Below are 24,051 nucleotides of genomic sequence, written 5' to 3'. Positions count from 1 at the left end.
TTTCCCCGATTACTTCTGCGCGAGCGGCGCGGCAGCCGACGGTGCGGTCGCGGCCGGCGCCGCCGCACCGGACGCCGGCACCGGTGCGGGCGCCGCCATCTCGCCCGTTTCGCGCGCCATGTCCGACGCATCCCAGCCGCCGCCGAGCGCCTTCACGAGCCCGACCGACGACACCATCCGCTGGCCGGAGATCGTCGCGAGCTTTTGCTGCGCGGTAAACGCGGTGGTCTGCGCGCTCAGCACGTTCAGATAGGCGACCGTGCCGGCCTTGTACTGGTTCGTGACGATCGCGAGCGCTTGCTCGGCGCTGTCGACGGCCTGCCGCTGCACGTCGACTTCTTGCGCGAGGATGCGCTGCGACGCGAGGTTGTCCTCGACGTCCTGGAACGCGGTGAGTACCGCGAGGCGATACGCGGCGACGTCCTGGTCGTAGGTCGCGCGGGCGGCATCGGTCTGCGCGGCGCGCAAGCCGGCGTCGAACAGCGTCGCCGCGAGCTGCGGGCCAACCGTCCAGAACCGCGCGGGCAGCGTGAACAGTTGCGACCACACCGAGCTCTGGAAGCCGCCGGTGGCCGACAGCGTGAGCGTCGGGAAGAACGCGGCGATCGCCACGCCGATCTGCTCGTTCGCGGAAGCCGCGCGGCGCTCGGCCGCCGCGATGTCGGGCCTGCGCTCGAGCAACGCGGACGGCACGTCGATCGGCGTGATCGGCGGTTGCGCGGTGAGCGGGTTCGGCGGCAGCGAGAACGTCGATGCCGGTTCGCCGATCAGCGTCGCGATCGCATGCTCGTACTGCGCGCGCGCGACGCCGTTGTCGATCGATGCGGCCTGCGCGCTCTGCAGCTGCGTTTGTGCCTGGATCACGTCCGCGCGCGCGGCGACGCCCTGCGCGTACTGGTTCTGCGTGAGCTTCAGCGATTCGCCGTACGACTTCACGGTGTCGTCGAGCAGCTTCTGCAGCGCATCGGACGTGCGCAGCTGGAAGTAGGTCTGCGCGAGCAGCGCCTGCTGCGACAGCCGCGCATTCGCGAGATCGGCCGCGGCGGCCGCTTCGCCGGCGCGCTGCGCGCTGACGCTGCGGCTCACCTTGCCCCACAGGTCGGGCTCCCAGCTCGCATCGAGGCCGACGCTGTAGCTGTTGCTGATCGACGAACTGCTGCCGAAGCTCGACGAACTCGACGACGTGGACGTGCGTCCCGAGCGTGCGCGCGAGCCCGACGCGGTCAGCCCGACGGTCGGGAAATACGCGGCGCGCGCTTCGGTGACGAGCGCGCGGGCCTGCCGGTACGCGGCGGCCGATTGCGCGATGGTCTGGTTCGATGCGTTGAGCTTGCCGATCAGCGCGTCGAGCTGCGGATCGTTGTAGACGGTCCACCACGGGCCGCGGTCGGCCCGGTCGGCCGGCTGCGCGACCTTCCAGCCAGCCGGCGCTTCCTTGAAGGCGGCGGGGATCGACGTGTCGGGCCGGTGATAGTCGGGCCCGACGGCGCAGCCGGCGAGCAGCACGGCAGTCGCAACGGCGACGGCGGCGCTCAGCGGGCGAAAGGCGCGCGGGAGGGGGGCGTACGGCATCGTGGTTTTCCTGTCTGGGCGCGACGGCCGGCGAGCGGCGCCGCGCGATGCGGTCGTCGTGCCGCTGGCGGACAAATGGTAACTGACGGCGGGAAAGCCGCGCAGCCCTAAGGGTACGGCGCGCGGCGGCACGCATGTGTTACCGGCGCGGCCGGCCGGTTTACCGGCCATTACGGACCGCTTGCGGACGAGACAGGAAGGAAATGAAATGCGGCCGGACCCCACTGGGCCGCGAGGGGCGCGGCCGGCGTTCAGTCGGGATGGCGAAAGCGGCGTGGCTTCAGTGGCAGCGCACGGGCACCGGGACGGGATCGGCGGCGGACCGCCATGTCGACGGCTCCGTTGCCGCCGGCTGGCTCGTGCGGCGGGCGGCGTCCTTCGCGTTGCGCTGCCGGCGATGATCGAACCATGCGAACCCGAGCGCCGCGAGCGATCCGCCCGGTACCACCAGCATCGTCACGTACAGCGCGATCTTCCAGCCGCGGTGCGGCCCGGAGAACACATGATGAGCGGTATCGGTCAGGTTGCGGCGCAGCGCGCCGGCGGCATTTTTCAGGAACAGCATCGCGAACATCCTCGGGGGCCCGGCAGCGCGGGCAAAGCGGTCAGAACATAGTCTCCGGCAGTGCAACATGCACGTCGTAACTGGTTGACTGAAATAATATTGACTAAGCAATCATTTTTCAAGATACTGGGCGCGTTTTGACCTGAAACGCACTGTTGCTGTGTGCGCAATCGCATGAACGGCGGCCTCTACGATCCCGACACCATCGCCCTGGAAACGAGCCTCGGTTATTACCTGACCAAGGCCCGGCAGGCGCTCGTCGAGCGGATGGACCGCGCACTCGAGCCGCACGACCTCACCGCACAGCAGATCGGCGTGATCCTGCTGTTGTCGCGCGGCTATGCGCGCACGCCGTTCGAGCTGTCGCGCAAGATGTCGTATGACAGCGGCTCGATGACGCGGATGCTCGACCGTCTCGAGCGCAAGGGCCTGGTCGCGCGCTCGCGCAGCGAGCAGGACCGCCGGATGATCGAGCTGACGCTGACCGAGCGCGGCGCCGAGGCGGCCCGCGCGTTGCCGTCGCTGATCGCGACCGCGCTGAACGCGCAACTCGCCGGCTTCTCGGCCGACGAACTCGCGACGCTCACCGGCCTGCTGCAGCGGTTCATCGCCAACGGGCCCGGCGACGCCGGCTGCCCGAAACCCGACGAACCGGACCGCTGAGCGCGGGAGGCCCGATGTCTAGGTTAAGCATTCGCTTATTTGTCTGTCTGGGCAGAAGATGACAAGACACATGCTCCGTCTCTCCCCTTACCCGTTCCACCCGGCCGGGCCGCGCGGTATCGCGCGCCCGTGCGTTGTGCCGGCGCGTCGCGCGCGCCGCGTCTAGGAGATTCCGATGTCCGCCACCACGGCATCCGCCACGCCGCCTGCCGCCCAACCCGCGCCGCTCACCGGCGGCGCGCTCGCGCTCCTTACGGTCGGGCTCGCGCTCGGCACCTTCATGGAAGTGCTCGACACGTCGATCGCGAACGTCGCGGTGCCGACCATCTCGGGCAGCCTCGGCGTCGCGACGAGCGAAGGCACGTGGGTGATCTCGTCGTATTCGGTCGCGTCCGCGATCGCGGTACCGCTGACCGGCTGGCTCGCGCGGCGGGTCGGCGAGGTGCGCCTGTTTACGCTGTCGGTGCTCGCGTTCACGATCGCGTCGGCGCTGTGCGGCCTCGCGTCGAACTTCGAGACGCTGATCGCGTTCCGGCTGCTGCAGGGCCTCGTGTCGGGCCCGATGGTGCCGCTGTCGCAGACGATCCTGATGCGCAGCTACCCGCCGGCGAAGCGCGGGCTCGCGCTCGGGCTATGGGCGATGACGGTGATCGTCGCGCCGATCTTCGGCCCGTTGCTGGGCGGCTGGATCAGCGACAACTACACGTGGCCGTGGATCTTCTACATCAACCTGCCGATCGGCATCTTCTCGGCGGCCTGCGCGTACTTCCTGCTGCGCGGCCGCGAGACGAAGACGAGCCGGCAGCGGATCGACGCGGTCGGCCTTGCGCTGCTCGTGATCGGCGTGTCGTGCCTGCAGATGATGCTCGACCTCGGCAAGGACCGCGACTGGTTCAACTCGACCTTCATCGTCGCGCTCGCGCTGATCGCGGTCGTGTCGCTCGCGTTCATGCTCGTGTGGGAGGCGACCGAGAAGGAACCGGTGGTCGACCTGTCGCTGTTCAAGGACCGCAACTTCGCGCTCGGCGCGCTGATCATCTCGTTCGGCTTCATGGCGTTCTTCGGCTCGGTCGTGATCTTCCCGCTGTGGCTGCAGACGGTGATGGGCTACACGGCCGGCAAGGCCGGCCTCGCGACCGCGCCGGTCGGGCTGCTCGCACTCGTGCTGTCGCCGCTGATCGGGCGCAACATGCACCGGCTCGATCTGCGGATGGTCGCGAGCTTCGCGTTCATCGTGTTCGCGGGCGTGTCGGTCTGGAATTCGACGTTTACGCTCGACGTGCCGTTCAATCACGTGATCCTGCCGCGGCTCGTGCAGGGGATCGGCGTCGCGTGCTTCTTCGTGCCGATGACGACGATCACGCTGTCGAGCATTTCCGACGAGCGGCTCGCGAGCGCGTCGGGGCTGTCGAACTTCCTGCGCACGCTGTCCGGCGCGATCGGCACCGCGGCCAGCTCGACGTTCTGGGAAAACGATGCGATCTACCACCACGCGCGGCTGTCGGAATCGGTGAGCGTCTACGCGCAGAACACGACCGACTACCAGGGCGCGCTCGCGCAGCTCGGGATCGTCGGGCAGACGGCCAATGCACAGCTCAACCAGCTCGTCACGCAGCAGGGCTTCATGATGGCGACCAACGACTTCTTCCACCTGTCGGCCGGCGTGTTCATCGCGCTCGCGGCGCTGGTGTGGATCACGAAGCCGAGGAAGGGGGCGGGGCCGGCGATGGGGCATTGAGGGCGGCGGGTACTTTCGGTGGACGGGAGGACCTTGCGACGGGACCCCAATTAAACGAAGCTAGGGCGATCCGAACTTGGTTCAATTGGAGAATGCGATGCATACCTACGACATGCATGACGCGGAAACCAACCTGTCGCGGCTGATCGACGAAGCCGTTCACGCCGGCGAACCGTTCGTGATCGCCAAAGCCGGCAAGCCACTCGTCAAGGTCGTGCCGATCGATACGTCGGATCCGGTTCGGCCGAGCCGGATCGGGTTCATGAAGGGACAGATTCGGGTCCCGGATGACTTCGACTCGATGGACAGTGACAAAATCAGCAAGCTGTTCGAGGGCGCCGCATGAAATTGCTGCTCGACACTCGCCGGCCGCTTTCGGCGGCTGCTGGTGCAGCCGAGTTTCCCGCCCGCCCGATCCAGCACGTCTGATTACGCCGGGCATCGATCCGGCTTCACTCCCGTGCCCGCAATCCCCCGAAGGCCAGGTCGTCGCCCGACGCGATCGGCAGCGTCGCCCGCGCGACGTCGAGCCAGGCCCGCGCCGCGTGCGACAGGTAGCCCTTCTTCAGCCAGCCGAGCGCGATCGCCCATGTGATCTCCGGCTCGACGATCGGCCGGCACGTGAACTGCCGCGCATCGAGCCGCCGGCAGTACGGCTCCGGCAACAGCGCGATGCCGACGCCCGCGTGCACCAGCGCGGCCATGAAGTCCCAATGACCGCTGCGGCTCACGATCGACGGCGTGAAGCCGACCTGCCGGCACGCGTCGAGCACCGCATCGTGCAGCGCGAGGCTTTCCGCATAGAACACGAACGACTCGCGCGCGAGATCGGCGAGCGGCACGGCCGCGTCATCCTCCCAGCGCGACTCGCGCGGCGCGACGAGCCACAGCGGCGCGCGCACCATCGGCAGCCGCTCGAATGTGCCGGGATCGACCGGCTCCAGCAGCCCGCCGAGTTCCAGTTCGCCCGACATCAGCGCGGCCTCGATCATCCGCGCGCCCTGCTCGAACAGCTTCAGCTCGATGTTCGGATAGCGCTGCTTGTACGCGGCGATGATCGGCGTGAACAGCGACCCGCCGAGCGGCGGAATGCCGATCGTCAGCTCGCCGCGCCCGAGCGTGCCGAGATCGTTCAGCTCCGACTGCAGCTGCGCCTGCGCGGCGAGCACGTCCTGGCCGCGCTGGAACACGATCCGCCCCGCGTCGGTCAGCACCATCTGCCGGCCGTCGCGCAACAGCAGCGGCGAGCCGATCTCGTCCTCGAGCGCCTTCACCATCTTGCTGATGGTCGGCTGCGTGACGAACAGCCGGTCGGCGGCCGCGGTGAAGCTCTGCTGACGGACCACCTCGACGAAGTACCGCAGTGCGCGCAATTCCATCGATTACTCCCCAGTTTGGTGCGGCGAATCCAAAGCGAATTCCGAATTGGAATGACAAGGATAGAGACAAGTCATTTTATTTATGGTTAGGGGAAACCCTATACTCACACCATCAACGGAACATCTGTATGGAGCCTGCCATGACCCACCCGACCACCACTGCCGCCGCCCGCCCCGCCGCTGCGGGCAACGTTGCGCGCACGGGCCGGATCGTGCTGCAGGCCGCCGCGCTCGGCGTGCTGTGGATGGCGGTCGACTGGGTCGTGCGCGCGGTCGGTCTGCCGGTGCCGTCCGGCGTGATCGGCCTCGCGGTGCTGCTGGTGCTGCTGTTCTCGGGCCGTGTCGCGCCCGCCTGGGTCAAGGACGGCGCGAACTGGCTGCTGTCCGACATGCTGCTGTTCTTTGTGCCGGCCGCCGTCGCGGCGGTCCAGTACGGCGGGCTGTTCCGCGAGGACGGCTGGCGCATCGCGCTGGTCATGCTCGCCGGCACCGCGTTCGTGATGGTCGCGGTGGCCGTCGCGGTCGACCTCGCCGCGAAGCTCGAACGCCGGCTGGCCGCGCAGCGCGTGTTCGCCGAACGCCGCCGCGCGCGCCTCGCCACCGTGTCGGCTCACTGAGCCGGGGCCCGCGATGCCTGCGCTGTTGTCCGGCCTGTCCGTCGACCAGGTAAATACGGCGATCTCCGTCGGCTGCTTCGTGCTGACGGTCGTCCTGTATTTCGCGTCGAAGCGGCTCTACGCGTACAAGAAGACGCCGCTGTTCTCGCCGCTCGTGTTCGTGCCGGGCGTGCTGGTGCTGCTCGTGTTGCTGACCGGCATCCCGTATTCGGTCTACTTCCGCGACACGCGCTGGCTGATGTGGCTGCTCGGCCCGGCGACGATCGCGTTCGCGGTGCCGATCTACGAATATCGCGAGCTGATCCGCCGCCACTGGCTGTCGCTGTCGGTCGGCGTCGCGGTCGGGATCGGCGCGGGCGTGTGCGGGTCGCTGCTGCTCGCGAAGCTGCTGCACCTGTCGCCCGAACTGCAGCGCTCGCTGATGACGCGCTCGGTGTCGACTCCGTTCGCGCTCGCCGTGTCCGACAAGATCCATGCGCCGAAGGATCTCACCGCCCTCTTCGTGATCGCGACCGGCATCTGCGGGATGCTGCTCGGCGAGATCGTGCTCGCGCTGGTGCCGATGCGCACGCGGCTCGCGCGCGGCGCGCTGTTCGGCGCGGCCGCCCACGGCGTGGGCACCGCGAAGGCGCGCGAGATCGGCAGCGAGGAAGGCGTCGTGTCGAGCCTCACGATGATGATCGCGGGCGTCGCGATGGTGCTGATCGCGCCGCTGCTGTCGCTGCTGCCGATCTGACGCCGCAGGGGCGGGCGCTGCAGCCCGCCCTCCCAACTCACCGCAGCCGTGCGGGCCAGTCGTTGTCCCGCCGTTCCAGCCCCGTATCGAGCCGGCACCCGCCGACAATCGGCTGAGATAGCCGCAATTCCCCCCTCTTTTCCGCCCATCGGGCTCGGCCCGGATGCCGAACAATGCATGCTACGAGACATCACGCACGCATTCACATGGCCTCCACGACCGCAAACCCGACTGCCGACAAGCCGGCTTCATCCGGCAAGTTCAAGCGCCTCGCGCTCATCGCCGTCATCGCGCTGGGCGCGGCCGCCGCCGCCGCGGGCGGCATGTACGTGTTCCTGAGCAAGGCGGGCGTCGGCCACGCGAGCGCGCCCGCCGAACCGGCGCCGCTCGCCGCGCCGGTGTTCTTCCCGCTCGACCCGCTGACCGTGAACCTGCAGTCGGACGACGGCGTGCAGCATTACCTGCGGGTCGGCCTGTCGCTGAAGCTCACCGACCCGAAAGCGCAGGAGCAGCTGACCGCGCGCATGCCGGAGATCCGCAGCCGGATCCTGCTCGCGCTGTCGAACAAGCATCCCGAGGATCTCGCGACACCGGAGGGCAAGCGTTCGCTCGCGAAGGAACTGCGGGACCTGATCGAGCAGCCGACGCAGCCGGGCAACCAGCGCGCGAAGGTCGACGACGTGCTGTTCACCGAATTCGTCGTCCAGTAACGCGGCCGCAAAAGGAGCGCGCATGGGCCACCAGGAGTTCATGTCCCAGGAGGAGGTCGATGCCCTCCTCAAGGGCGTCACGGGCGAAACCGACACGGTCGACGAGCAGCGCGACCTGTCGGGCGTCCGCCCCTACAACATCGCGACGCAGGAGCGGATCGTCCGCGGCCGGATGCCCGGCCTCGAGATCATCAACGACCGCTTCGCGCGCTTGCTGCGGATCGGCATCTTCAACTTCATGCGGCGCACGGCGGAAATCTCCGTGAGCCAGGTGAAGGTGCAGAAGTACAGCGAGTTCACCCGCAACCTGCCGATCCCGACGAACCTGAACCTGGTGCACGTGAAGCCGCTGCGCGGCACGTCGCTGTTCGTGTTCGACCCGAACCTCGTGTTCTTCGTCGTCGACAACCTGTTCGGCGGCGACGGGCGCTTTCACACGCGCGTCGAGGGCCGCGACTTCACGGCCACCGAGCAGCGGATCATCGGCAAGCTGCTGAACCTCGTGTTCGAGCACTACGCGACCGCCTGGAAGAGCGTGCGGCCGCTGCAGTTCGAATTCGTGCGCTCGGAGATGCACACGCAGTTCGCGAACGTCGCGACGCCGAACGAGATCGTGATCGTCACGCAGTTCTCGATCGAGTTCGGGCCGACGGGCGGCACGCTGCACATCTGCATGCCGTACTCGATGATCGAGCCGATCCGCGACGTGCTGAGCTCGCCGATCCAGGGCGAGGCGCTCGAGGTCGACCGCCGCTGGGTGCGCGTGCTGTCGCAGCAGGTGCAGTCGGCCGAGGTCGAGCTGAGCGCGAATCTCGCGGAGATTCCGTCGACCTTCGAGAAGATCCTGAACCTGCGTGCGGGCGACGTGCTGCCGCTGGAGATCGAGGACACGATCACCGCGAAGGTCGACGGCGTGCCGGTGATGGAATGCGGCTACGGCATTTTCAATGGTCAATATGCGTTGCGCGTGCAGAAGATGATCAGCGCGAGCGACACGATGAAGGAAGGTGGATATGAGTGAGCTGAACCAGACGCCCGAACTCGACGCGCAGGCCCTCGCCGACGCGGCACTCGCGGAATCGGCCGCGGCCGCGCAGGCGGCACCTGCGGCGGCGCAGGAAGATCAGGGCCTGGACGACTGGGCCGCCGCGCTTGCCGAGCAGAACCTGCAGCCGGTGCAGGCGGGCGCGACCGGCGCCGGCGTGTTCCAGCCGCTGTCGAAGGCCGCGGCCAGCTCGACGCACAACGACATCGAGATGATTCTCGACATCCCGGTCAAGATGACCGTGGAGCTCGGCCGCACCAAGATCGCGATCCGCAACCTGCTGCAGCTCGCGCAGGGGTCGGTCGTCGAGCTGGACGGCATGGCCGGCGAGCCGATGGACGTGCTCGTCAACGGCTGCCTGATCGCGCAGGGCGAGGTCGTGGTCGTCAACGACAAGTTCGGCATCCGGCTGACCGACATCATCACGCCGGCCGAACGCATCCGGAAGCTGAATCGGTGAACGTCGTCACGCCCGGCCGCCGCGTGCGCGTCGCGACCTCGGTGGCGGCTGCCGTCGCCATTGCCGCGTCGCTCGCATGCGTGCCCGCCGGCGCCGCCGACATGAACGCGGTGAACAACCCCGGCTCCATCGCGTCGAGCGTGATGGTCGGCTCGGCCGCCCCGTCGCTCGGCGTCGGCGCGGTGCTGCAGACGCTCGTCGGGCTCGCGGTCGTGATCGGCCTCGTGTTCGGCTGCGCGTGGCTCGCGCGCCGCTTCGGGTTCCAGCCCGCGCGGCGCGGCGGCCCGCTGAAGGTCGTGTCGAGCGTCGGGCTCGGCGCGAAGGAAAGCGCGACGATCGTCGAGATCGGCGATACCTGGCTCGTGCTCGGCGTCGCGCCGGGCAACGTACGGTTGCTGCATACGCTGCCGGCCGGCTCGGCGGTGGCGCCGGCGTCGGCCGACCTTCCCGCCGGTACGCCTTCCGTCGAACGCGGCCAGCCCGGCACGTTCGGCGCGCGGTTTCGCGACGCGCTCGCGGGCGAAGCCGCGAAGCGCTTCGGGCGCGGCAAGGACAACCGCTGACATGGCGTCGCGCCCTCTTTCCGTATCTGCATTCCGATGAAACACGAATTCCTGCGTCGCGCGGCGCGCTTCGCGCCCGCGCTGATCCTCGGCCTCGCCCCCGCGCTCGCCTGCGCGCAGGCGGCCGGCCTGCCCGCGTTCAACACGAGCCCGGGCCCGAACGGCGGCACCACCTATTCGCTGAGCGTGCAGACGATGCTGCTGCTCACGATGCTGTCGTTCCTGCCGGCGATGCTGCTGATGATGACGAGCTTCACGCGCATCATCATCGTGCTGTCGCTGCTGCGCCAGGCGCTCGGCACCGCGACGACGCCGCCGAACCAGGTGCTGGTCGGCCTCGCGATGTTCCTCACCTTCTTCGTGATGTCGCCGGTGCTCGACCGCGCCTACGCCGACGGCTACAAGCCGTTCTCCGACGGCTCGATGCCGATGGAGCAGGCCGTGCGGCGCGGCATCGCGCCGTTCAAGACCTTCATGCTGAAGCAGACCCGCGAGACCGATCTCGCGCTGTTCGCGAAGATCTCGAAGGCCGCGCCGATGCAGGGCCCGGAAGACGTGCCGCTGTCGCTGCTGGTGCCCGCGTTCGTCACGAGCGAGCTGAAGACCGGCTTCCAGATCGGCTTCACGATCTTCATCCCGTTCCTGATCATCGACATGGTCGTCGCGAGCGTGCTGATGTCGATGGGGATGATGATGGTGTCGCCGTCCACCGTGTCGCTGCCGTTCAAGCTGATGCTGTTCGTGCTGGTCGACGGCTGGCAGCTCCTGATCGGCTCGCTCGCGCAGAGCTTCACGTAAGCGGAGGACACGCGCGATGACGCCCGAACAGGTGATGACGCTGGCGCACCAGGCGATGATGGTCGGCCTGCTGCTCGCCGCCCCGCTGCTGCTGGTCGCGCTCGCGGTCGGCCTCGTCGTGAGCCTGTTCCAGGCCGCGACGCAGATCAACGAATCGACGCTGTCGTTCATCCCGAAGCTGCTCGCGGTGGCCGCGACGCTCGTGATCGCCGGCCCGTGGATGCTGACGACGATGCTCGACTACCTGCGGCAGACGCTGCTGCACGTCGCGACGCTCGGCGCCGGCTGACCGGCCCGTCCGGCTCCGTTCCGTCGCAATGTTCTCGGTTACCTACGCGCAGCTCAACGGCTGGCTGACCGCCTTCCTGTGGCCGTTCGTGCGGATGCTCGCGCTCGTCGCGACGGCGCCCGTGGTCGGCCACGCGGCAGTGCCGGTGCGCGTGAAGATCGGCATCGCCGCGTTCATGGCGCTGGTCGTCGCGCCCACGCTCGGCGCAATGCCGGACGTCACCGTGTTCTCCGCGCAGGGCATCTGGATCGTCGTCACGCAGTTCCTGATCGGCGTCGCGCTGGGCTTCACGATGCAGCTCGTGTTCGCGGCCGTCGAGGCGGCCGGCGACTTCATCGGGCTATCGATGGGGCTCGGCTTCGCGACCTTCTTCGACCCGCATTCGAATGGCGCGACGCCGGTGATGGGCCGCTTCCTGAACGCGATCGCGATGCTCGCGTTCCTCGCGGTGGACGGCCACCTGCAGGTATTCGCGGCGCTGGCCGCGTCGTTCCAGACGCTGCCGGTGTCGGGCGACCTGCTGCACGCGCCCGGCTGGCGCACGCTCGCCGCGTTCGGCGCGACCGTGTTCGAGATGGGGCTGCTGCTCGCGCTGCCGGTGGTCGCGGCCCTGCTGATCGCCAACCTCGCGCTCGGGATCCTGAACCGCGCGGCGCCGCAGATCGGCATCTTCCAGATCGGCTTTCCGGTCACGATGCTGGTCGGGCTGTTGCTCGTACAACTGATGATCCCGAACCTCGTGCCGTTCGTGTCGCACCTGTTCGACATGGGGCTCGATGCGATGGGGCGGGTGTTGCTCGGCTGGCGCTAGTCCGCCGGCGCGCCGCTTGCTGGAAAACCCCTAAAGGAATCGCCCGCCCGCGAAAGGTAGCAGAAGGTTTCGCCTCCCTATACTCGTTAAGACGATGCAGCAAGCATCGCGCCATACGAATACAACGAAGGAGACGACCCCGATGCGACCCATCCTGCGCACCCTCGCCGTTGCGGCCAGCCTGAGCTGCGCGCTCGCCGCTCACCCCGCGCTCGCCGAAGACGGCGGCAAGATCACGATCATGGTCGGCGGGATCGCGAAGCTGATCTACCTGCCCGCGCGGCTCACGCAGGAGCTCGGCAACTTCAAGGCCGAAGGGCTCGACGTCGAACTGCTGTCGCAGCCGGCCGGCGTCGACGCCGAGAACGAGCTGCTGGCGGGCGCCGTGCAAGGCGTCGTCGGCTTCTACGACCATACGGTCGACCTGCAGAGCAAGGGCAAGGACGTGAAGGCGATCGCCGTGCTCTGCCAGGTGCCGGGCGAGGTCGAGATGGTGTCGACCAAAGCGGCGCCGACCTTCAAGTCGATGGCCGACGCGAAGGGCAAGACGCTTGGCGTGACGGGCCTCGGCTCGTCGACCAGCTTCCTCACGCAATACCTGGCGCTGCAGCACGGCGTGCCGTCGACGCAGTACACGATGCTGCCGGTCGGCGCCGACGCGAGCTTCATCGCCGCGATCAAGCAGGGCCGGATCGACGCCGGGATGACGACCGAGCCGACCGTGTCCGCGCTCGAGAAGATGGGCGATGCGAAGGTGCTGGTCGACATGCGCACCCTCGAGGGCACGCGCGCCGCGCTCGGCGGCACCTACCCGGCCGCGAGCCTGTACGTGCAGTCGGCCTGGGCCGATTCGCACAAGGCGGAAGCCACCAAGCTCGCGCACGCGTTCGCGAAGACGATGCAGTTCATCCACACGCACAGCGCCGAGGAAATCGCCGCGAAGATGCCGGCCGACTACCAGAAGGACAAGGGCCTGTACGTGTCCGCGCTGAAGGCGTCGCTGCCGATGTACACCGCCGACGCGAAGATGCCGGCCGACGGCCCGACGACCGTGCTGAAGGTGCTGTCGGCGTTCAACCCGTCGGTGAAGGGCAAGCACATCGACCTGGCGCGCACCTACACCAACGATTTCGTCAACGCGAAGTAATCGATCCCGGTACCGGCGCCCGCGGCGGCGATCCCGCTGTCGTGCGTTCCCCGTTCCGGCCCGGCTGACCGGCCCGGCGCCGCCACGATGCGGCGCCCTCTTCACCCGCAGGACGAATGCGATGAACCAGGCAGTTTCCCCGAGCACACCGGCGATCGAGTTTCGCAATGTGTCGTGCCGCTTCATTTCGCCGGAAGGCAAGGCCACCGTCGCGCTGCGCGACTTCAGCATGAGCGTCGCGCGCGGCGAGTTCATCGCGATCGTCGGGCCGACCGGCTGCGGCAAGTCGACGACGCTGAACCTGATCACCGGGCTGCTCAAGCCGGTGTCGGGCGAGGTACGCGTGATGGGTCGCCCGGTCGACGGGATCGACCCGCGCATCGGCTTCGTGTTCCAGGCCGACGCCGTGTTCCCGTGGCGCAACGTGATCGACAACGTCGCGGCCGGCCCCTTGTTTCGCGGCCGCTCGAAGGACGTCGCGTATACGCAGGCCGAGGAATGGATCCGCAAGGTCGGCCTCGACAAGTTCACGAAGCACTACCCGCACCAGCTCTCCGGCGGGATGCGCAAGCGCGTCGCGCTCGCGCAGACCTTCATCAACCAGCCGGAAATCCTGCTGATGGACGAGCCGTTCTCCGCGCTCGACATGCAGACGCGCACGCTGATGCAGGACGAACTGCTGCAGCTGTGGTCCGCGAACAAGGGCTCGGTCGTGTTCGTCACGCACGATCTCGAGGAGGCGATCGCACTCGCCGACCGCGTGTTCGTGCTGACCGCGCGCCCCGCGACGCTCAAGCGCGTGTACGAGATCGACCTGCCGCGCCCGCGCGTCATGTCGGAAGTGCGCTACGACGCGCGCTTCGTCGAAATTTCCAAGGACATCTGGCACGACCTGCGCGAAGAAGTGCAGATCGGCTGACCGCACGGCAGCCATGGCAACACACAGCAAGGACAGGAGCATGACCGACATGACGCTTCCCACTACCGCCCTTACGGCGACGACGCTCGAGGACGACGAGCGCGCCGCGCAACGCCGGCTGCGCCGCCGGCGCAACCTGATCGTCACGTTGCGGATCGCCGTGCTCGTCGTCGTGCTCGGCGGCTGGGAACTCGCCGCACGGCTGAAGTGGATCGACCCGTTCTTCTTCTCGATGCCGTCGCTGATCTTCGAGCAGATCCAGGACTGGTTCGTGAACGGCACGTCGCAAGGCCCGCTGCTCACGCAGGTATGGGTCACGCTCGAGGAAACCGGGATCGGCTTCGTGATCGGCTCGGTCGCCGGCGTGATCTGCGGGATCGTGCTCGGCCGCAACAAGCTGATGGCCGACGTGTTCGGCCTGTACATCCAGATCGCCAACTCGATTCCGCGCGTCGTGCTCGGTTCGATCTTCGTGATCGCACTCGGCCTCGGAATGGCGTCGAAGATCGCGCTGGCCGTCGTGATGGTGTTCTTCGTCGTGTTCGGCAACGCGTTCCAGGGCGTGCGCGAAGCCGACCGCTACCTGATCGCGAACGCGCAGATCCTCGGCGCGTCGCGGCGGCAGATCACCACGGCGGTCGTGATTCCGTCCGCGCTGAGCTGGATTCTGGCGAGCCTGCACGTGAGCTTCGGCTTCGCGCTGGTCGGTGCGGTCGTCGGCGAATTCCTGGGTTCCAAGCAGGGCATCGGCCTGCTAATCTCCACCGCCCAGGGCGCATTCAACGCAAGCGGCGTGTTCGCGGCGATGATCGTGCTCGCCGTGGTCGCGCTGGCCGCCGACTACCTGCTGACCTGGATCGAGAAGCGGCTGCTGAAGTGGCGTCCCGCCGCGTTCTAAGCAGCGCACGCATCGGACGACACACCCGAACCGCGCCGGTTGCCCCGGCGCGGTTCGGCATTGAGGAGAAGGAATGGCGCACAGCCTGCGCGGGCGGCTCCTGTGGTGGCTGCTGCTGCCGCTGGCGGCTTTCGTGCTGATCGCGGGCGCGATGTCATACGACACCGCGCGGCGCACGGCCGCGCTCGTGCAGGACAGCGCGCTCGTCGCGTCGGCGCGCACGATCGGCGAGGACGTCGAGTGGCGCAACGGGCTGCCGGTCGCCGACGTGCCGCCGGCCGCACTGGAGATCTTCGAATCGCCGTCGCGCGACTCGGTGTTCTACAAGGTGATCGACGGCCACGGCCGGCTGCTCGCGGGCAACCCGGCGCTCGAGGTCCCTGCCCGGCACGGTGTCGACCCGACGCTGTACGCCACGACGCTCGACGACCTGCCGCTGCGCGCGGCCGCCTACGATCGGCAGCTCTACGACGAGGGGCAGGTCGAGACGGTCACGGTGGTCGTCGCGAAGACGACGCGCTCGTACGACGCGATGGTCGCGACGATCTGGCGGCCGCAGCTCATGCGCCTGTCGCTGATGCTGGTGCTCGCGATCGTGCTCGTCTATCTCGGCCTCACGCTCGAGCTGCGCCCGCTGATGAAGCTGAAGGACGACGTCGCGGACCGCGGGCCGATGGAGCTGGAGCCGATTCGCCCGGAGCGGCTGCAGCATGAGCTGCGGCCGATCGTCGACGCGATCAACCAGTGCATCGCGCGGCTCAATACGCACACGGCCACGCAGCGCCGCTTCATCGCCGACGCCGCGCATCAGCTGCGCACGCCGATCGCGGTGCTCGACACGCAGATCCAGTACGCGCAGCAGCGCGGCAACGGCGATCCGGACCTCGCGTCGGTGCTCGACAGCATGCAGCGCAGCAGCCGCAAGATGGCCGACGTGACCGACAAGCTGCTGCTCCTCGCGCATGCGGAAGCGACCCCGCCGACGCTGCTCACGCATCGCGTCGATCTCGCCGCGGTGGTGTCGAGCGTGCTGGAGGAAACGATCGTGCTCGCGCAGCGGCGCGCCATCGACCTCGGCGCCGATCTCGGCGAACGGCTCGACGTCGCGGGCAGCGACAGCCTGCTGACCGCGCTGGTGATGAACCTCGTCGACAATGCGGTGCGCTATACGCAGCCGGGCGGCTGCGTGACGGTCGTCGCGCGGCGCGACGGCGATGCGGTCGTGCTCGACGTGGTCGACAACGGCCCCGGCATTCCGGCCGAAGCGCGGCCGCACGTGTTCAAGCGGTTCTACCGCGTGGCGGCCGACACCGAAGGCTCGGGCCTGGGGCTCGCGATCGTCCGCGAGATCGCGCAGGCGCACGGCGGCAGCGTGATGCTCGCGCCGGGGCCCGGCAATCGCGGTATCGTCGTGACTGTGCGGCTGCCCGCCTTTGATTGAAGAGATGCCGTCATGAAACTCCTGCTGGTCGAAGACAACGCCGAACTCGCGCACTGGATCGTGAACCTGCTGCGCGGCGAGGATTTCGCGGTCGACTGCGTCGGCGACGGCGAACGCGCGGACACGGTGTTGAAGACCGAGCGCTACGACGCGGTGCTGCTCGACATGCGGCTGCCCGGCATCAGCGGCAAGGAGGTGCTCGCGCGGCTGCGGCGCCGCAACGACAACGTGCCGGTGCTGATGCTGACCGCGCACGGTTCGGTCGACGACAAGGTCGACTGCTTCGGCGCGGGCGCCGACGATTACGTGGTGAAGCCGTTCGAATCGCGCGAACTGGTTGCACGGATCCGCGCGCTGATCCGCCGGCAGGCGGGCGTCGCCACGACGCAGCTCGTGTGCGGCGATCTCGTCTATGCGTTCGGCACGCGCGAATTCCGCTGCGGCGACGCGGTGCTCGCGCTGCGCCGCCGCGAGCACGCGATTCTCGAAACGCTGATGCTGCAGCAGAACAAGACGGTGTCGAAGGCGCGGCTGATGGACAGCGTGTTCGCGCTCGACGACGAGCCGAGCGCCGATGCGATCGACATCTACATCCACCGGCTGCGCAAGCATCTCGCGCTCAGCACGGCCGAAATCATCACGCTGCGCGGGCTCGGCTATATCCTGCGCGCGAAGAGCGCGCAGGACTGACGGGGGCTACCGCCCTGCCGCTGAAAACCGATTCGTAGCACGAAACGCGTCGCAGGCCCGCCGGCTGTCCGTCGGGCTCGCGCTCGCCCGCCTGCCCGATCCGCGATTATTGCGCGTTCGGTGTTTTCACCGATCCAATTCTTTCCTCCGGGAAAGCGGCGTGAAGGATTGCACCCTCTACGATGCTATGCGTCGGCCCTCTCGCTGTGGTCGGCAACATCCGGCATACATTACGTACTGCCAACGAACAGATTTCAATTCGGCAGCTCGGAGGAGACGATCTTGAAACGAAAAACCCTTGCCCTTTCCATCGCCGCGGCTGGCCTGTGCGCCGGCACTCAGGCGCATGCGCAATCGAGCGTGCAGCTCTACGGCCTGATGGACCTGAGCTTTCCGACCTACCGAACCCACGCCGACGCGAACGGCAAACACGTGATCGGGATGGGCAACGAAGGCGAGCCGTGGTTCAGCGGCAGCCGCTGGGGCCTGAAAGGCGCTGAAGACATCGGCGGCGGCACGAAGATCATCTTCCGCCTCGAAAGCGAATTCGTGGTCGCGAACGGCCAGATGGAAGACGAAGGCCAGATCTTCGACCGCGACGCCTGGGTCGGCGTCGAGGACGAACGTTTCGGCAAGCTGACGGCCGGCTTCCAGAACACGATCGCGCGCGACGCGGCGACGATCTACGGCGACGCATACGGCTCTGCGAAGCTGACCACCGAGGAAGGCGGCTGGACCAACTCGAACAATTTCAAGCAGATGATCTTCTACGCGGCCGGCCCGACCGGCACGCGCTACAACAACGGCCTCGCGTGGAAGAAGCTGTTCAGCAACGGCATCTTCGCGAGCGCCGGCTACCAGTTCAGCAACTCGACCGCGTTCGCGACCGGCTCCGCGTACCAGGCCGCGCTCGGTTACAACGGCGGCCCGTTCAACGTGTCGGGCTTCTACAACCACGTGAACCACAACGGCTTCAGGAACCAGACGTTCTCGGTCGGCGGCAACTACACGTTCAGCATCGTGCGCCTGAACGCCGGCTACTTCCGCTACAACGGCGACCAGGGCTCGCTCGGCCAGCGTCACGACGATTCGTGGACCGTGTCGGTGAAAGTCGCGCCGAAGGGCGCGCTCGACTACGAGCTCGGCTACCAGCAGATGCGCATCAAGAACGCCGCGAACAATGCCGACGGCTTCACGCCGAACGCGAACCTCGGCGCGTTCAGCCTGACCAACGGTGTCGCCAACGGCTTCAAGGAGACGATCTACGGGTCGGTGTTCTACCACCTGAGCAAGCGCACCGAAGTGTACCTGGCCGGCGACTACATGCGCCTGCACGGCGGCTACACGGTGGCGTCGACGTTCGGCGCGAAAAACCAGCTCGAACTCACGTCGGGCATCCGCACGCGCTTCTGACCTCGGGGACGGCCATCCGGGCGGGGCCGTCTGGCCCCGCCTCACCCTCCATCCGGGATTCTCCATGCGGGCACGCCGGCGCACTGCGCCGACCGTGCCCTTTTTTTCGTCGTTTTCGGCCCTCGTTTTCAGCCCGCGCGGCAGGCCCCGCCGGACGCCCGCCGGCAACCGCTCCGAAGCCGCTTGCGGCCCGTGGGGCGGGCGATCGCGGCCGATGCGCGCACGATCGCATCACATCGGTGCTTGACCTGCGCCGACCGACTCGCTAGCGTTTCGGGTTTGCCCGGGCGGCCATTGCCGCCGGTGCCGTGAGTGCGCCCGACGTCCTGGCGCACGCGGCCGGGCTCCGATGGAAAAAACGATGCAGAAACTCGATGCGGCGAGCCCGCAGGCGATGTCGACGGATTTCACCGCCGACAACGTCGCGCTCCTGAAGGCGCTGTTCCCCGAACTCGTGACCGAAGGCCCGGACGGCGCGTCGGTCGACGTCGACGTGCTGAAGGCGCTGGTCGGCGAGCGCACCGTCGGCGCCGCCGACGAGCGCTACGGCTTCCACTGGCACGGCAAGCGCAGCGCGCGCCAGGCCGCGCTCACGCCGTCGACGGGCACGTTGCGCCCCTGCCCCGACGACAGCGTCGCGTGGAACGACACGCGCCATCTCGTGATCGAGGGCGACAATCTCGACGTGATGAAGCTGCTGCACAAGAGCTACGCGGGCAAGGTGAAGCTCGTCTACATCGACCCGCCGTACAACACCGGCAGCGATTTCGTCTATCCGGACGACTTCAGCGACAGCATCCGCCACTACCTGGCGATGACGGGCCAGACCGACGGCGGCGTGAAGCGCAGCACCAATACCGAGGCGAACGGCCGGTTCCACACCGACTGGCTGAACATGATGTATCCGCGCCTGAAGCTCGCGCACGCGCTGCTGTCCGACGAAGGGCTGATCGCCGTGCACATCGACGAGCACGAGGTGCATGCGCTCGTGCTGATGCTGCGCGAGATCTTCGGCGAGGAGAACGAGCTCGGCGTGGCCGTGTGGGACAAGCGCAATCCGAAGGGCGATGCGCGCGGCGTCGCGTACCAGCACGAATCGCTGGTGCTGTTCGCGCGCAACGCCGAGACGCTGCTCGAACAGGCGCCGCTGAAGCGCCCGAAGCGCAACGCGCAGCGCATGCTCGACGCCGCGCACGACGCGGTGTACCGCAGCGGCAACACGAAGGACGCGCAGAAGGCGTACCGCGCGTGGATGAAGGCGCAGACCAACCTGTCCGGCGGCGAGGTGATGTACGACCGGCTGTCGGCCGACGGGCGCGTGTACCGCCTCGTGTCGATGGCGTGGCCGAACAAGAAGAAGGCGCCGGAAGAGTATTTCACGCCGCTGATCCACCCGGTCACCGGCAAGCCGTGCGCGATGCCGGCCCGCGGCTGGCGCAATCCGCCCGCGACGATGCAGGCGCTGATCGAGCGCGGCCAGATCGAATTCGGCCCGGATGAAACCACGCAGCCGCAGCGGATCTACTACCTCGACGAGAACATGTACGAGAACGTGCCGTCGGTGCTGCCGTTCGCCGGCTCCGACGACGCGCTGCTGAAGACGCTCGGCATCCCGTTCGACCAGCCGAAGCCGGTCGATTTCGCGGCGGCCGTGATCGGCTGGTGCACGCGCGGCGACGACATCGTGCTCGACTGCTTCGCGGGCTCCGGCTCGACCGGCCACGCGGTGATGCAGGTGAACGCGACCGACGGCGGCGCGCGCCGCTACATCCTCGTGCAGCTGCCCGAGACGCTCGACCGGCGCGACAAGACGCAGCTCGCGGCCGCCGATTTCTGCGCGAAGCTGAAGAAGCCGACGACGCTCGCCGAAATCACGAAGGAACGCCTGCGCCGCGCCGCGCAGCAGGTCGCGCGCGATTATCCGGAAAGCTATGGCGACCTCGGTTTTCGCGTGTACCGGCTCGACACGACCAACGTGATCGAGTGGGATCCGCGCCGCGACGACTTCGACCACGCGCTGTTCGCGTCCGTCGAGCACGTGAAGACCGGCCGCAGCGAGGACGACCTGCTCGCCGAGCTGACGCTGAAGCTCGGCCTCGATCTGTGCACGCCGGTCGAGCATCACCGGGTCGCCGGCAAGACCGTGCATCTGATCGGCCGCTCGATCGTCGCGTGCTTCGATGCGCGCATTTCGCGCGACGACGCGGGCCCGCTCTCCGACGGCATCGTCGAGTTGCTCGATGCGACCGGTGCGACACGCGACGTCACGTGCCTGTTCCGCGACAGCGGCTTCGTCGACGACGTCGCGAAGCTCAATCTCGCCGCGCTGCTCGAGCAGCACGGCGTGAAGCGCGTGCGGAGCCTGTGATGCGGCTGCATTTCGAAGCGGATCTCGACTACCAGCGCGAGGCGATCGACGCCGTCTGCGACCTGTTTCGCGGCCAGGAATCGTATCGCGGCGACTTCAGCGTGCTCGCGAACGCCGCGCCCGGCACGACGGCCGCCGCGCAAGGCTCGCTCGGCTTCGCGGTGTCGGAGCAAGGCGTCGGCAACCGGCTGTCGCTGACCGACGACGCGCTCGCGCGCAATCTCGCCGACGTGCAGTTGCGCGGCGGGCTGCCGCCGTCCGGCCTGCCCGGCTCGCGCGACTTCACCGTCGAGATGGAGACCGGCACCGGCAAGACCTACGTGTACCTGCGCACGATCTTCGAGCTGAACCGCCGCTACGGCTTCACGAAGTTCGTGATCGTCGTGCCGTCGATCGCGATCAAGGAAGGCGTGCACAAGACGCTGTCGATCACCGAGGACCATTTCCGCGCGCTGTATGCGGGCGTGCCGTACGACTACTTCCTGTACGACTCCGCGAAGCTCGGCCAGGTGCGCCACTTCGCGGCGAGCGCGGCGATCCAGATCATGGTGATGACGGTTGCCGCGATCAACAAGAAGGAGATCAACAACCTCTACAAGGACAGCGAGAAGACCGGCGGCGAAAAGCCGATCGACCTGATCCGCGCGACGCGGCCGATCGTGATCGTCGACGAGCCGCAGAGCGTCGACGGCGGGCTCGAGGGGCGCGGGCGCGAAGCGCTCGCCGCGATGGCGCCGCTCTGCACGCTGCGCTATTCGGCGACGCACGTCGACCGTCATCACATGGTGTACCGGCTCGACGCGGTCGATGCGTACGAGCGCAAGCTCGTCAAGCAGATCGAGATCGCGTCGGCGATCGTCGAGGATGCGCACAACAAGCCGTACGTGCGGCTCGTCGGCGTGTCGAACCGGCGCGGCGCGATCAGCGCGCGCATCGAGCTGGACGTCGCGACCGCGGCCGGCGTGAAGCGCCAGATCGTGTCGGCGACCGACGGCGACGATCTCGAGCGCCTGACGAAGCGCGCACTGTATGCGGGGCTGCGCGTCGGCGAAGTCCATGCGGTGAAGGGCGCCGAGTACGTCGAGCTGCGCCATCCGGAAGGCGAGGCGTTCCTGTCGCTCGGCGAGGCGTTCGGCGACATCGACACGCTCGCCGTGCAGCGCGAGATGATCCGCCGCACGATCCGCGAGCATCTCGACAAGGAATTGCGGCTGGCCGAGCGCGGCGTGAAGGTGCTGTCGCTGTTCTTCGTCGATTCGGTCGAACGCTATCGCCGCTACGACGAGAACGGGATGCCCGTGAAAGGCGACTACGCGCTGATCTTCGAAGAGGAATATGCGCGTGCGGCCCGCGTGCCGGCTTACCGTGCGCTGTTCGACGGCGTCGACGTCGCGCTCGAGGTCGAGCGCGCGCACAACGGCTACTTCTCGATCGACCGCAAGGGCGGCTGGACCGACACGAGCGAGAGCAGCGCCGCCGCACGCGAGAACGCGGAGCGCGCGTACGGCCTCATCATGCGCGAGAAGGAAGCGCTGCTGTCGTTCGACACGCCGCTGAAGTTCATCTTCTCGCACTCGGCGCTGAAGGAAGGCTGGGACAACCCGAACGTATTCCAGATCTGCACGCTGCGCGACATCCAGACCGAACGCGAGCGTCGCCAGACGCTCGGCCGCGGGCTGCGCCTCGCCGTCGACCAGGACGGCGAGCGCGTGCGCGACCCGGGCGTAAACACGCTGACCGTGATCGCGACCGAGCGCTATGAGTCGTTCGCCGAGAACCTGCAGAAGGAAATCGAGGCCGATACCGGCATTCGCTTCGGGATCGTCGAGGAACACCAGTTCGCGGCGCTGCCGGTGCAGGAAGGCGACGGGCCCGCGCATGCGCTCGGCATCGAGCTGTCACGCGTGCTGTGGGCGCATCTGCACGAGCAGGGCTACGTCGACGCGCAGGGCAAGGTGCTCGACCGGCTGAAGGATGCGCTGCGCCAGAGCGCGCTCGTGCTGCCCGAAGCGTTCGAGACGCTGCGCACGCCGATCGTCGCGACGCTGCGCAAGCTGTCGGGCCGCTTCGCCGTCCGCAATGCGGACGAGCGGCGCGCGATCGCGTTGCGCCGCGACGCGTCGGGCAAGGCCGTCGTGTTCGGCGACGACTTCCGCGCACTGTGGGACCGTATCCGCCACCGCACCGTGTATAGCGTCGCGTTCGACAACGCGAAGCTCGTGCGCGACTGCACGGCCGCGCTGCGCGACGCGCCGGACATCGCGCGCGCCCGGCTGCAGTGGCGCAAGGCCGAGATCGACATCGGCAAGGCCGGCATCGAGGCGGTCGAGGTGGCCGGCGCGGGCACGGTGCTGATCAACGAAGGCGAGCTGCCGCTACCCGACCTGCTCACCGAGCTGCAGGACCGCACGCAGCTCACGCGCCGCTCGCTCGCGACGATCCTGGCCGACAGCGGCCGGCTCGACGATTTCCGCGTGAATCCGCAGCAGTTCATCGCGCTGGCCGCCGATGCGATCAACCGCTGCAAGCGGCTCGCGCTGGTCGCGGGCATCGCGTACCGCAGGCTCGGCGAACGCAACGTGCATGCGCTCGAATCTTTCGAGAGCGAGGCGCTGACCGGTTATCTGCGCAACCTGCGTCCCGATGCGCGCAAGTCGATCCACGAGGCCGTCGTGTGCGAGACCGACGCGGAGCGTGCATTCGCCGATGCGCTGGAAGCGCACGACGGCGTGAAGCTGTACGCGAAGCTGCCTGCGTGGTTCCGCGTGCCGACGCCGCTCGGCAGCTATCACCCGGACTGGGCGGTGCTCGCGGAGCAGGATGGCGGCGAGCGGCTGTATTTCGTCGTCGATACGCCGAATGCCGATGGTGACGTGACGAGCGAGCACGAGCGCGCGAAGCTCGCGTGCGGTGAAGCGCATTTCCGTGCGCTGGTGGACGGGGAAGATGCCGCGCGATTCGTGCGCGTCAGGCAGGCGGATGCGTTGTTCGAGCCTGCTGCAACCGTCGCGCCGCTGGCGGGCGCGGGACGCTGAAACGAAGGGCGGCGACGAGCCGCCCTTTTTTCATGGACCGGGCCGCGACGCCGCTGCGATGGCCGTCTCTTGCCGGGGCGAATCAGCCTGTCGTTCGCATGAAAGCGATCTGTATCCTCGCGCGTTCGTGCGCGTGGTTACGGCTGGTTGCAAATCGGGGTCGATGCTGTGCGGGCGCGCGACAGCCCCTGGCG

The 24,051-nt window shown here is 68.0% G+C and carries 23 protein-coding genes; 20 read left to right on the top strand and 3 right to left on the bottom strand.

The genetic code is table 11. From position 1 onward, the window contains the following. Positions 1 to 9 precede the first annotated feature (9 nt). Complete coding sequence (locus LMA02_RS00245) at positions 10 to 1,572, bottom strand: efflux transporter outer membrane subunit (protein WP_228906342.1); 1,563 nt, start codon at positions 1,570 to 1,572, stop codon at positions 10 to 12. A gap of 280 nt (positions 1,573 to 1,852) precedes the next feature. Continuing rightward, a complete protein-coding gene (locus LMA02_RS00240) occupies positions 1,853 to 2,137 on the bottom strand; it encodes a multidrug ABC transporter ATPase (RefSeq protein ID WP_175715843.1) in 285 nt (94 codons plus the stop codon). 174 nt (positions 2,138 to 2,311) lie between these two features. On the opposite strand from LMA02_RS00240, the gene LMA02_RS00235 reads away from it, so the two are divergent. From LMA02_RS00235 to LMA02_RS00225, 3 genes are all read left to right on the top strand, one after another. Further along, complete coding sequence (locus LMA02_RS00235) at positions 2,312 to 2,800, top strand: MarR family winged helix-turn-helix transcriptional regulator (protein WP_006757446.1); 489 nt, start codon at positions 2,312 to 2,314, stop codon at positions 2,798 to 2,800. A 175-nt stretch (positions 2,801 to 2,975) separates the two neighbouring features. Further along, positions 2,976 to 4,538 (top strand): DHA2 family efflux MFS transporter permease subunit, encoded by a 1,563-nt coding sequence (locus LMA02_RS00230; protein ID WP_006750436.1) that lies wholly within the window; start codon positions 2,976 to 2,978, stop codon positions 4,536 to 4,538. Between the two features lie 97 nt (positions 4,539 to 4,635). After that, complete coding sequence (locus LMA02_RS00225; protein WP_228906340.1) at positions 4,636 to 4,884, top strand: type II toxin-antitoxin system Phd/YefM family antitoxin; 249 nt, start codon at positions 4,636 to 4,638, stop codon at positions 4,882 to 4,884. A gap of 106 nt (positions 4,885 to 4,990) precedes the next feature. Here LMA02_RS00225 and LMA02_RS00220 read toward each other — a convergent pair whose 3' ends face one another. Beyond that, positions 4,991 to 5,917: a LysR family transcriptional regulator gene (locus tag LMA02_RS00220; RefSeq protein ID WP_006750435.1), complete on the bottom strand. Its 927-nt coding sequence runs from the start codon at positions 5,915 to 5,917 to the stop codon at positions 4,991 to 4,993. A gap of 140 nt (positions 5,918 to 6,057) precedes the next feature. Here LMA02_RS00220 and LMA02_RS00215 point away from each other — a divergent pair, with 140 nt between their 5' ends. The 17 genes from LMA02_RS00215 to LMA02_RS00135 all read left to right on the top strand — a co-directional run bounded on the left by LMA02_RS00215 (position 6,058) and on the right by LMA02_RS00135 (position 23,857). Further along, positions 6,058 to 6,534 (top strand): CidA/LrgA family protein, encoded by a 477-nt coding sequence (locus tag LMA02_RS00215; protein ID WP_228906338.1) that lies wholly within the window; start codon positions 6,058 to 6,060, stop codon positions 6,532 to 6,534. 13 nt (positions 6,535 to 6,547) lie between these two features. Then, complete coding sequence (locus LMA02_RS00210; protein ID WP_228906336.1) at positions 6,548 to 7,270, top strand: LrgB family protein; 723 nt, start codon at positions 6,548 to 6,550, stop codon at positions 7,268 to 7,270. A gap of 173 nt (positions 7,271 to 7,443) precedes the next feature. Further along, entirely contained in the window at positions 7,444 to 7,980 is a 537-nt protein-coding gene (gene fliL / locus LMA02_RS00205; RefSeq protein WP_228906333.1) for a flagellar basal body-associated protein FliL, read from the top strand. A gap of 22 nt (positions 7,981 to 8,002) precedes the next feature. Continuing rightward, a complete protein-coding gene (gene fliM / locus LMA02_RS00200) occupies positions 8,003 to 9,001 on the top strand; it encodes a flagellar motor switch protein FliM (RefSeq protein ID WP_012362723.1) in 999 nt (332 codons plus the stop codon). Continuing rightward, entirely contained in the window at positions 8,994 to 9,485 is a 492-nt protein-coding gene (gene fliN, locus LMA02_RS00195; RefSeq protein WP_006750430.1) for a flagellar motor switch protein FliN, read from the top strand. Before fliM ends, fliN begins: the two co-directional genes overlap by 8 nt. Next, the gene (gene fliO, locus LMA02_RS00190) at positions 9,482 to 10,048 is read left to right on the top strand and encodes a flagellar biosynthetic protein FliO (protein WP_228906332.1); all 567 of its coding nucleotides are present in this window, start codon (positions 9,482 to 9,484) and stop codon (positions 10,046 to 10,048) included. The genes fliN and fliO overlap by 4 nt, the downstream gene beginning before the upstream one ends. A gap of 36 nt (positions 10,049 to 10,084) precedes the next feature. Beyond that, positions 10,085 to 10,846 carry a flagellar type III secretion system pore protein FliP gene (gene fliP / locus LMA02_RS00185; RefSeq protein WP_228906330.1) on the top strand — a complete coding sequence of 254 codons (762 nt, stop codon included), beginning with the start codon at positions 10,085 to 10,087 and terminating at the stop codon, positions 10,844 to 10,846. Between the two features lie 16 nt (positions 10,847 to 10,862). Next, positions 10,863 to 11,135 carry a flagellar biosynthesis protein FliQ gene (gene fliQ, locus LMA02_RS00180; RefSeq protein ID WP_006750427.1) on the top strand — a complete coding sequence of 91 codons (273 nt, stop codon included), beginning with the start codon at positions 10,863 to 10,865 and terminating at the stop codon, positions 11,133 to 11,135. 28 nt (positions 11,136 to 11,163) lie between these two features. Further along, positions 11,164 to 11,946 (top strand): flagellar biosynthetic protein FliR, encoded by a 783-nt coding sequence (gene fliR, locus LMA02_RS00175; protein ID WP_175765658.1) that lies wholly within the window; start codon positions 11,164 to 11,166, stop codon positions 11,944 to 11,946. A gap of 142 nt (positions 11,947 to 12,088) precedes the next feature. After that, the gene (locus tag LMA02_RS00170) at positions 12,089 to 13,093 is read left to right on the top strand and encodes an ABC transporter substrate-binding protein (protein ID WP_166723968.1); all 1,005 of its coding nucleotides are present in this window, start codon (positions 12,089 to 12,091) and stop codon (positions 13,091 to 13,093) included. Positions 13,094 to 13,214: 121 nt separating this feature from the next. Further along, positions 13,215 to 14,012 carry an ABC transporter ATP-binding protein gene (locus tag LMA02_RS00165; protein WP_006750416.1) on the top strand — a complete coding sequence of 266 codons (798 nt, stop codon included), beginning with the start codon at positions 13,215 to 13,217 and terminating at the stop codon, positions 14,010 to 14,012. Between the two features lie 49 nt (positions 14,013 to 14,061). Next, positions 14,062 to 14,910 (top strand): ABC transporter permease, encoded by an 849-nt coding sequence (locus tag LMA02_RS00160; RefSeq protein ID WP_041491301.1) that lies wholly within the window; start codon positions 14,062 to 14,064, stop codon positions 14,908 to 14,910. 73 nt (positions 14,911 to 14,983) lie between these two features. Next, positions 14,984 to 16,351 (top strand): sensor histidine kinase, encoded by a 1,368-nt coding sequence (locus LMA02_RS00155; RefSeq protein ID WP_228906328.1) that lies wholly within the window; start codon positions 14,984 to 14,986, stop codon positions 16,349 to 16,351. 12 nt (positions 16,352 to 16,363) lie between these two features. Then, positions 16,364 to 17,041: a response regulator gene (locus LMA02_RS00150; RefSeq protein ID WP_175755577.1), complete on the top strand. Its 678-nt coding sequence runs from the start codon at positions 16,364 to 16,366 to the stop codon at positions 17,039 to 17,041. A 282-nt stretch (positions 17,042 to 17,323) separates the two neighbouring features. Beyond that, positions 17,324 to 18,454: a porin gene (locus LMA02_RS00145; RefSeq protein ID WP_228906323.1), complete on the top strand. Its 1,131-nt coding sequence runs from the start codon at positions 17,324 to 17,326 to the stop codon at positions 18,452 to 18,454. A gap of 349 nt (positions 18,455 to 18,803) precedes the next feature. Next, positions 18,804 to 20,822, top strand: coding sequence for a site-specific DNA-methyltransferase (locus tag LMA02_RS00140; protein WP_228906321.1), 2,019 nt, complete (start codon positions 18,804 to 18,806; stop codon positions 20,820 to 20,822). Further along, positions 20,822 to 23,857 (top strand): type III restriction-modification system endonuclease, encoded by a 3,036-nt coding sequence (locus LMA02_RS00135; RefSeq protein WP_228906320.1) that lies wholly within the window; start codon positions 20,822 to 20,824, stop codon positions 23,855 to 23,857. Before LMA02_RS00140 ends, LMA02_RS00135 begins: the two co-directional genes overlap by 1 nt. Positions 23,858 to 24,051 lie beyond the last annotated feature (194 nt).

It is taken from the genome of Burkholderia sp. B21-005 (assembly GCF_020843965.1).
GTDB classification, from domain to species: domain Bacteria; phylum Pseudomonadota; class Gammaproteobacteria; order Burkholderiales; family Burkholderiaceae; genus Burkholderia; species Burkholderia ambifaria.
The sequence above is the reverse complement of the archived record's forward strand: the minus strand, read 5'-3'. Positions and strand labels throughout refer to the sequence as shown.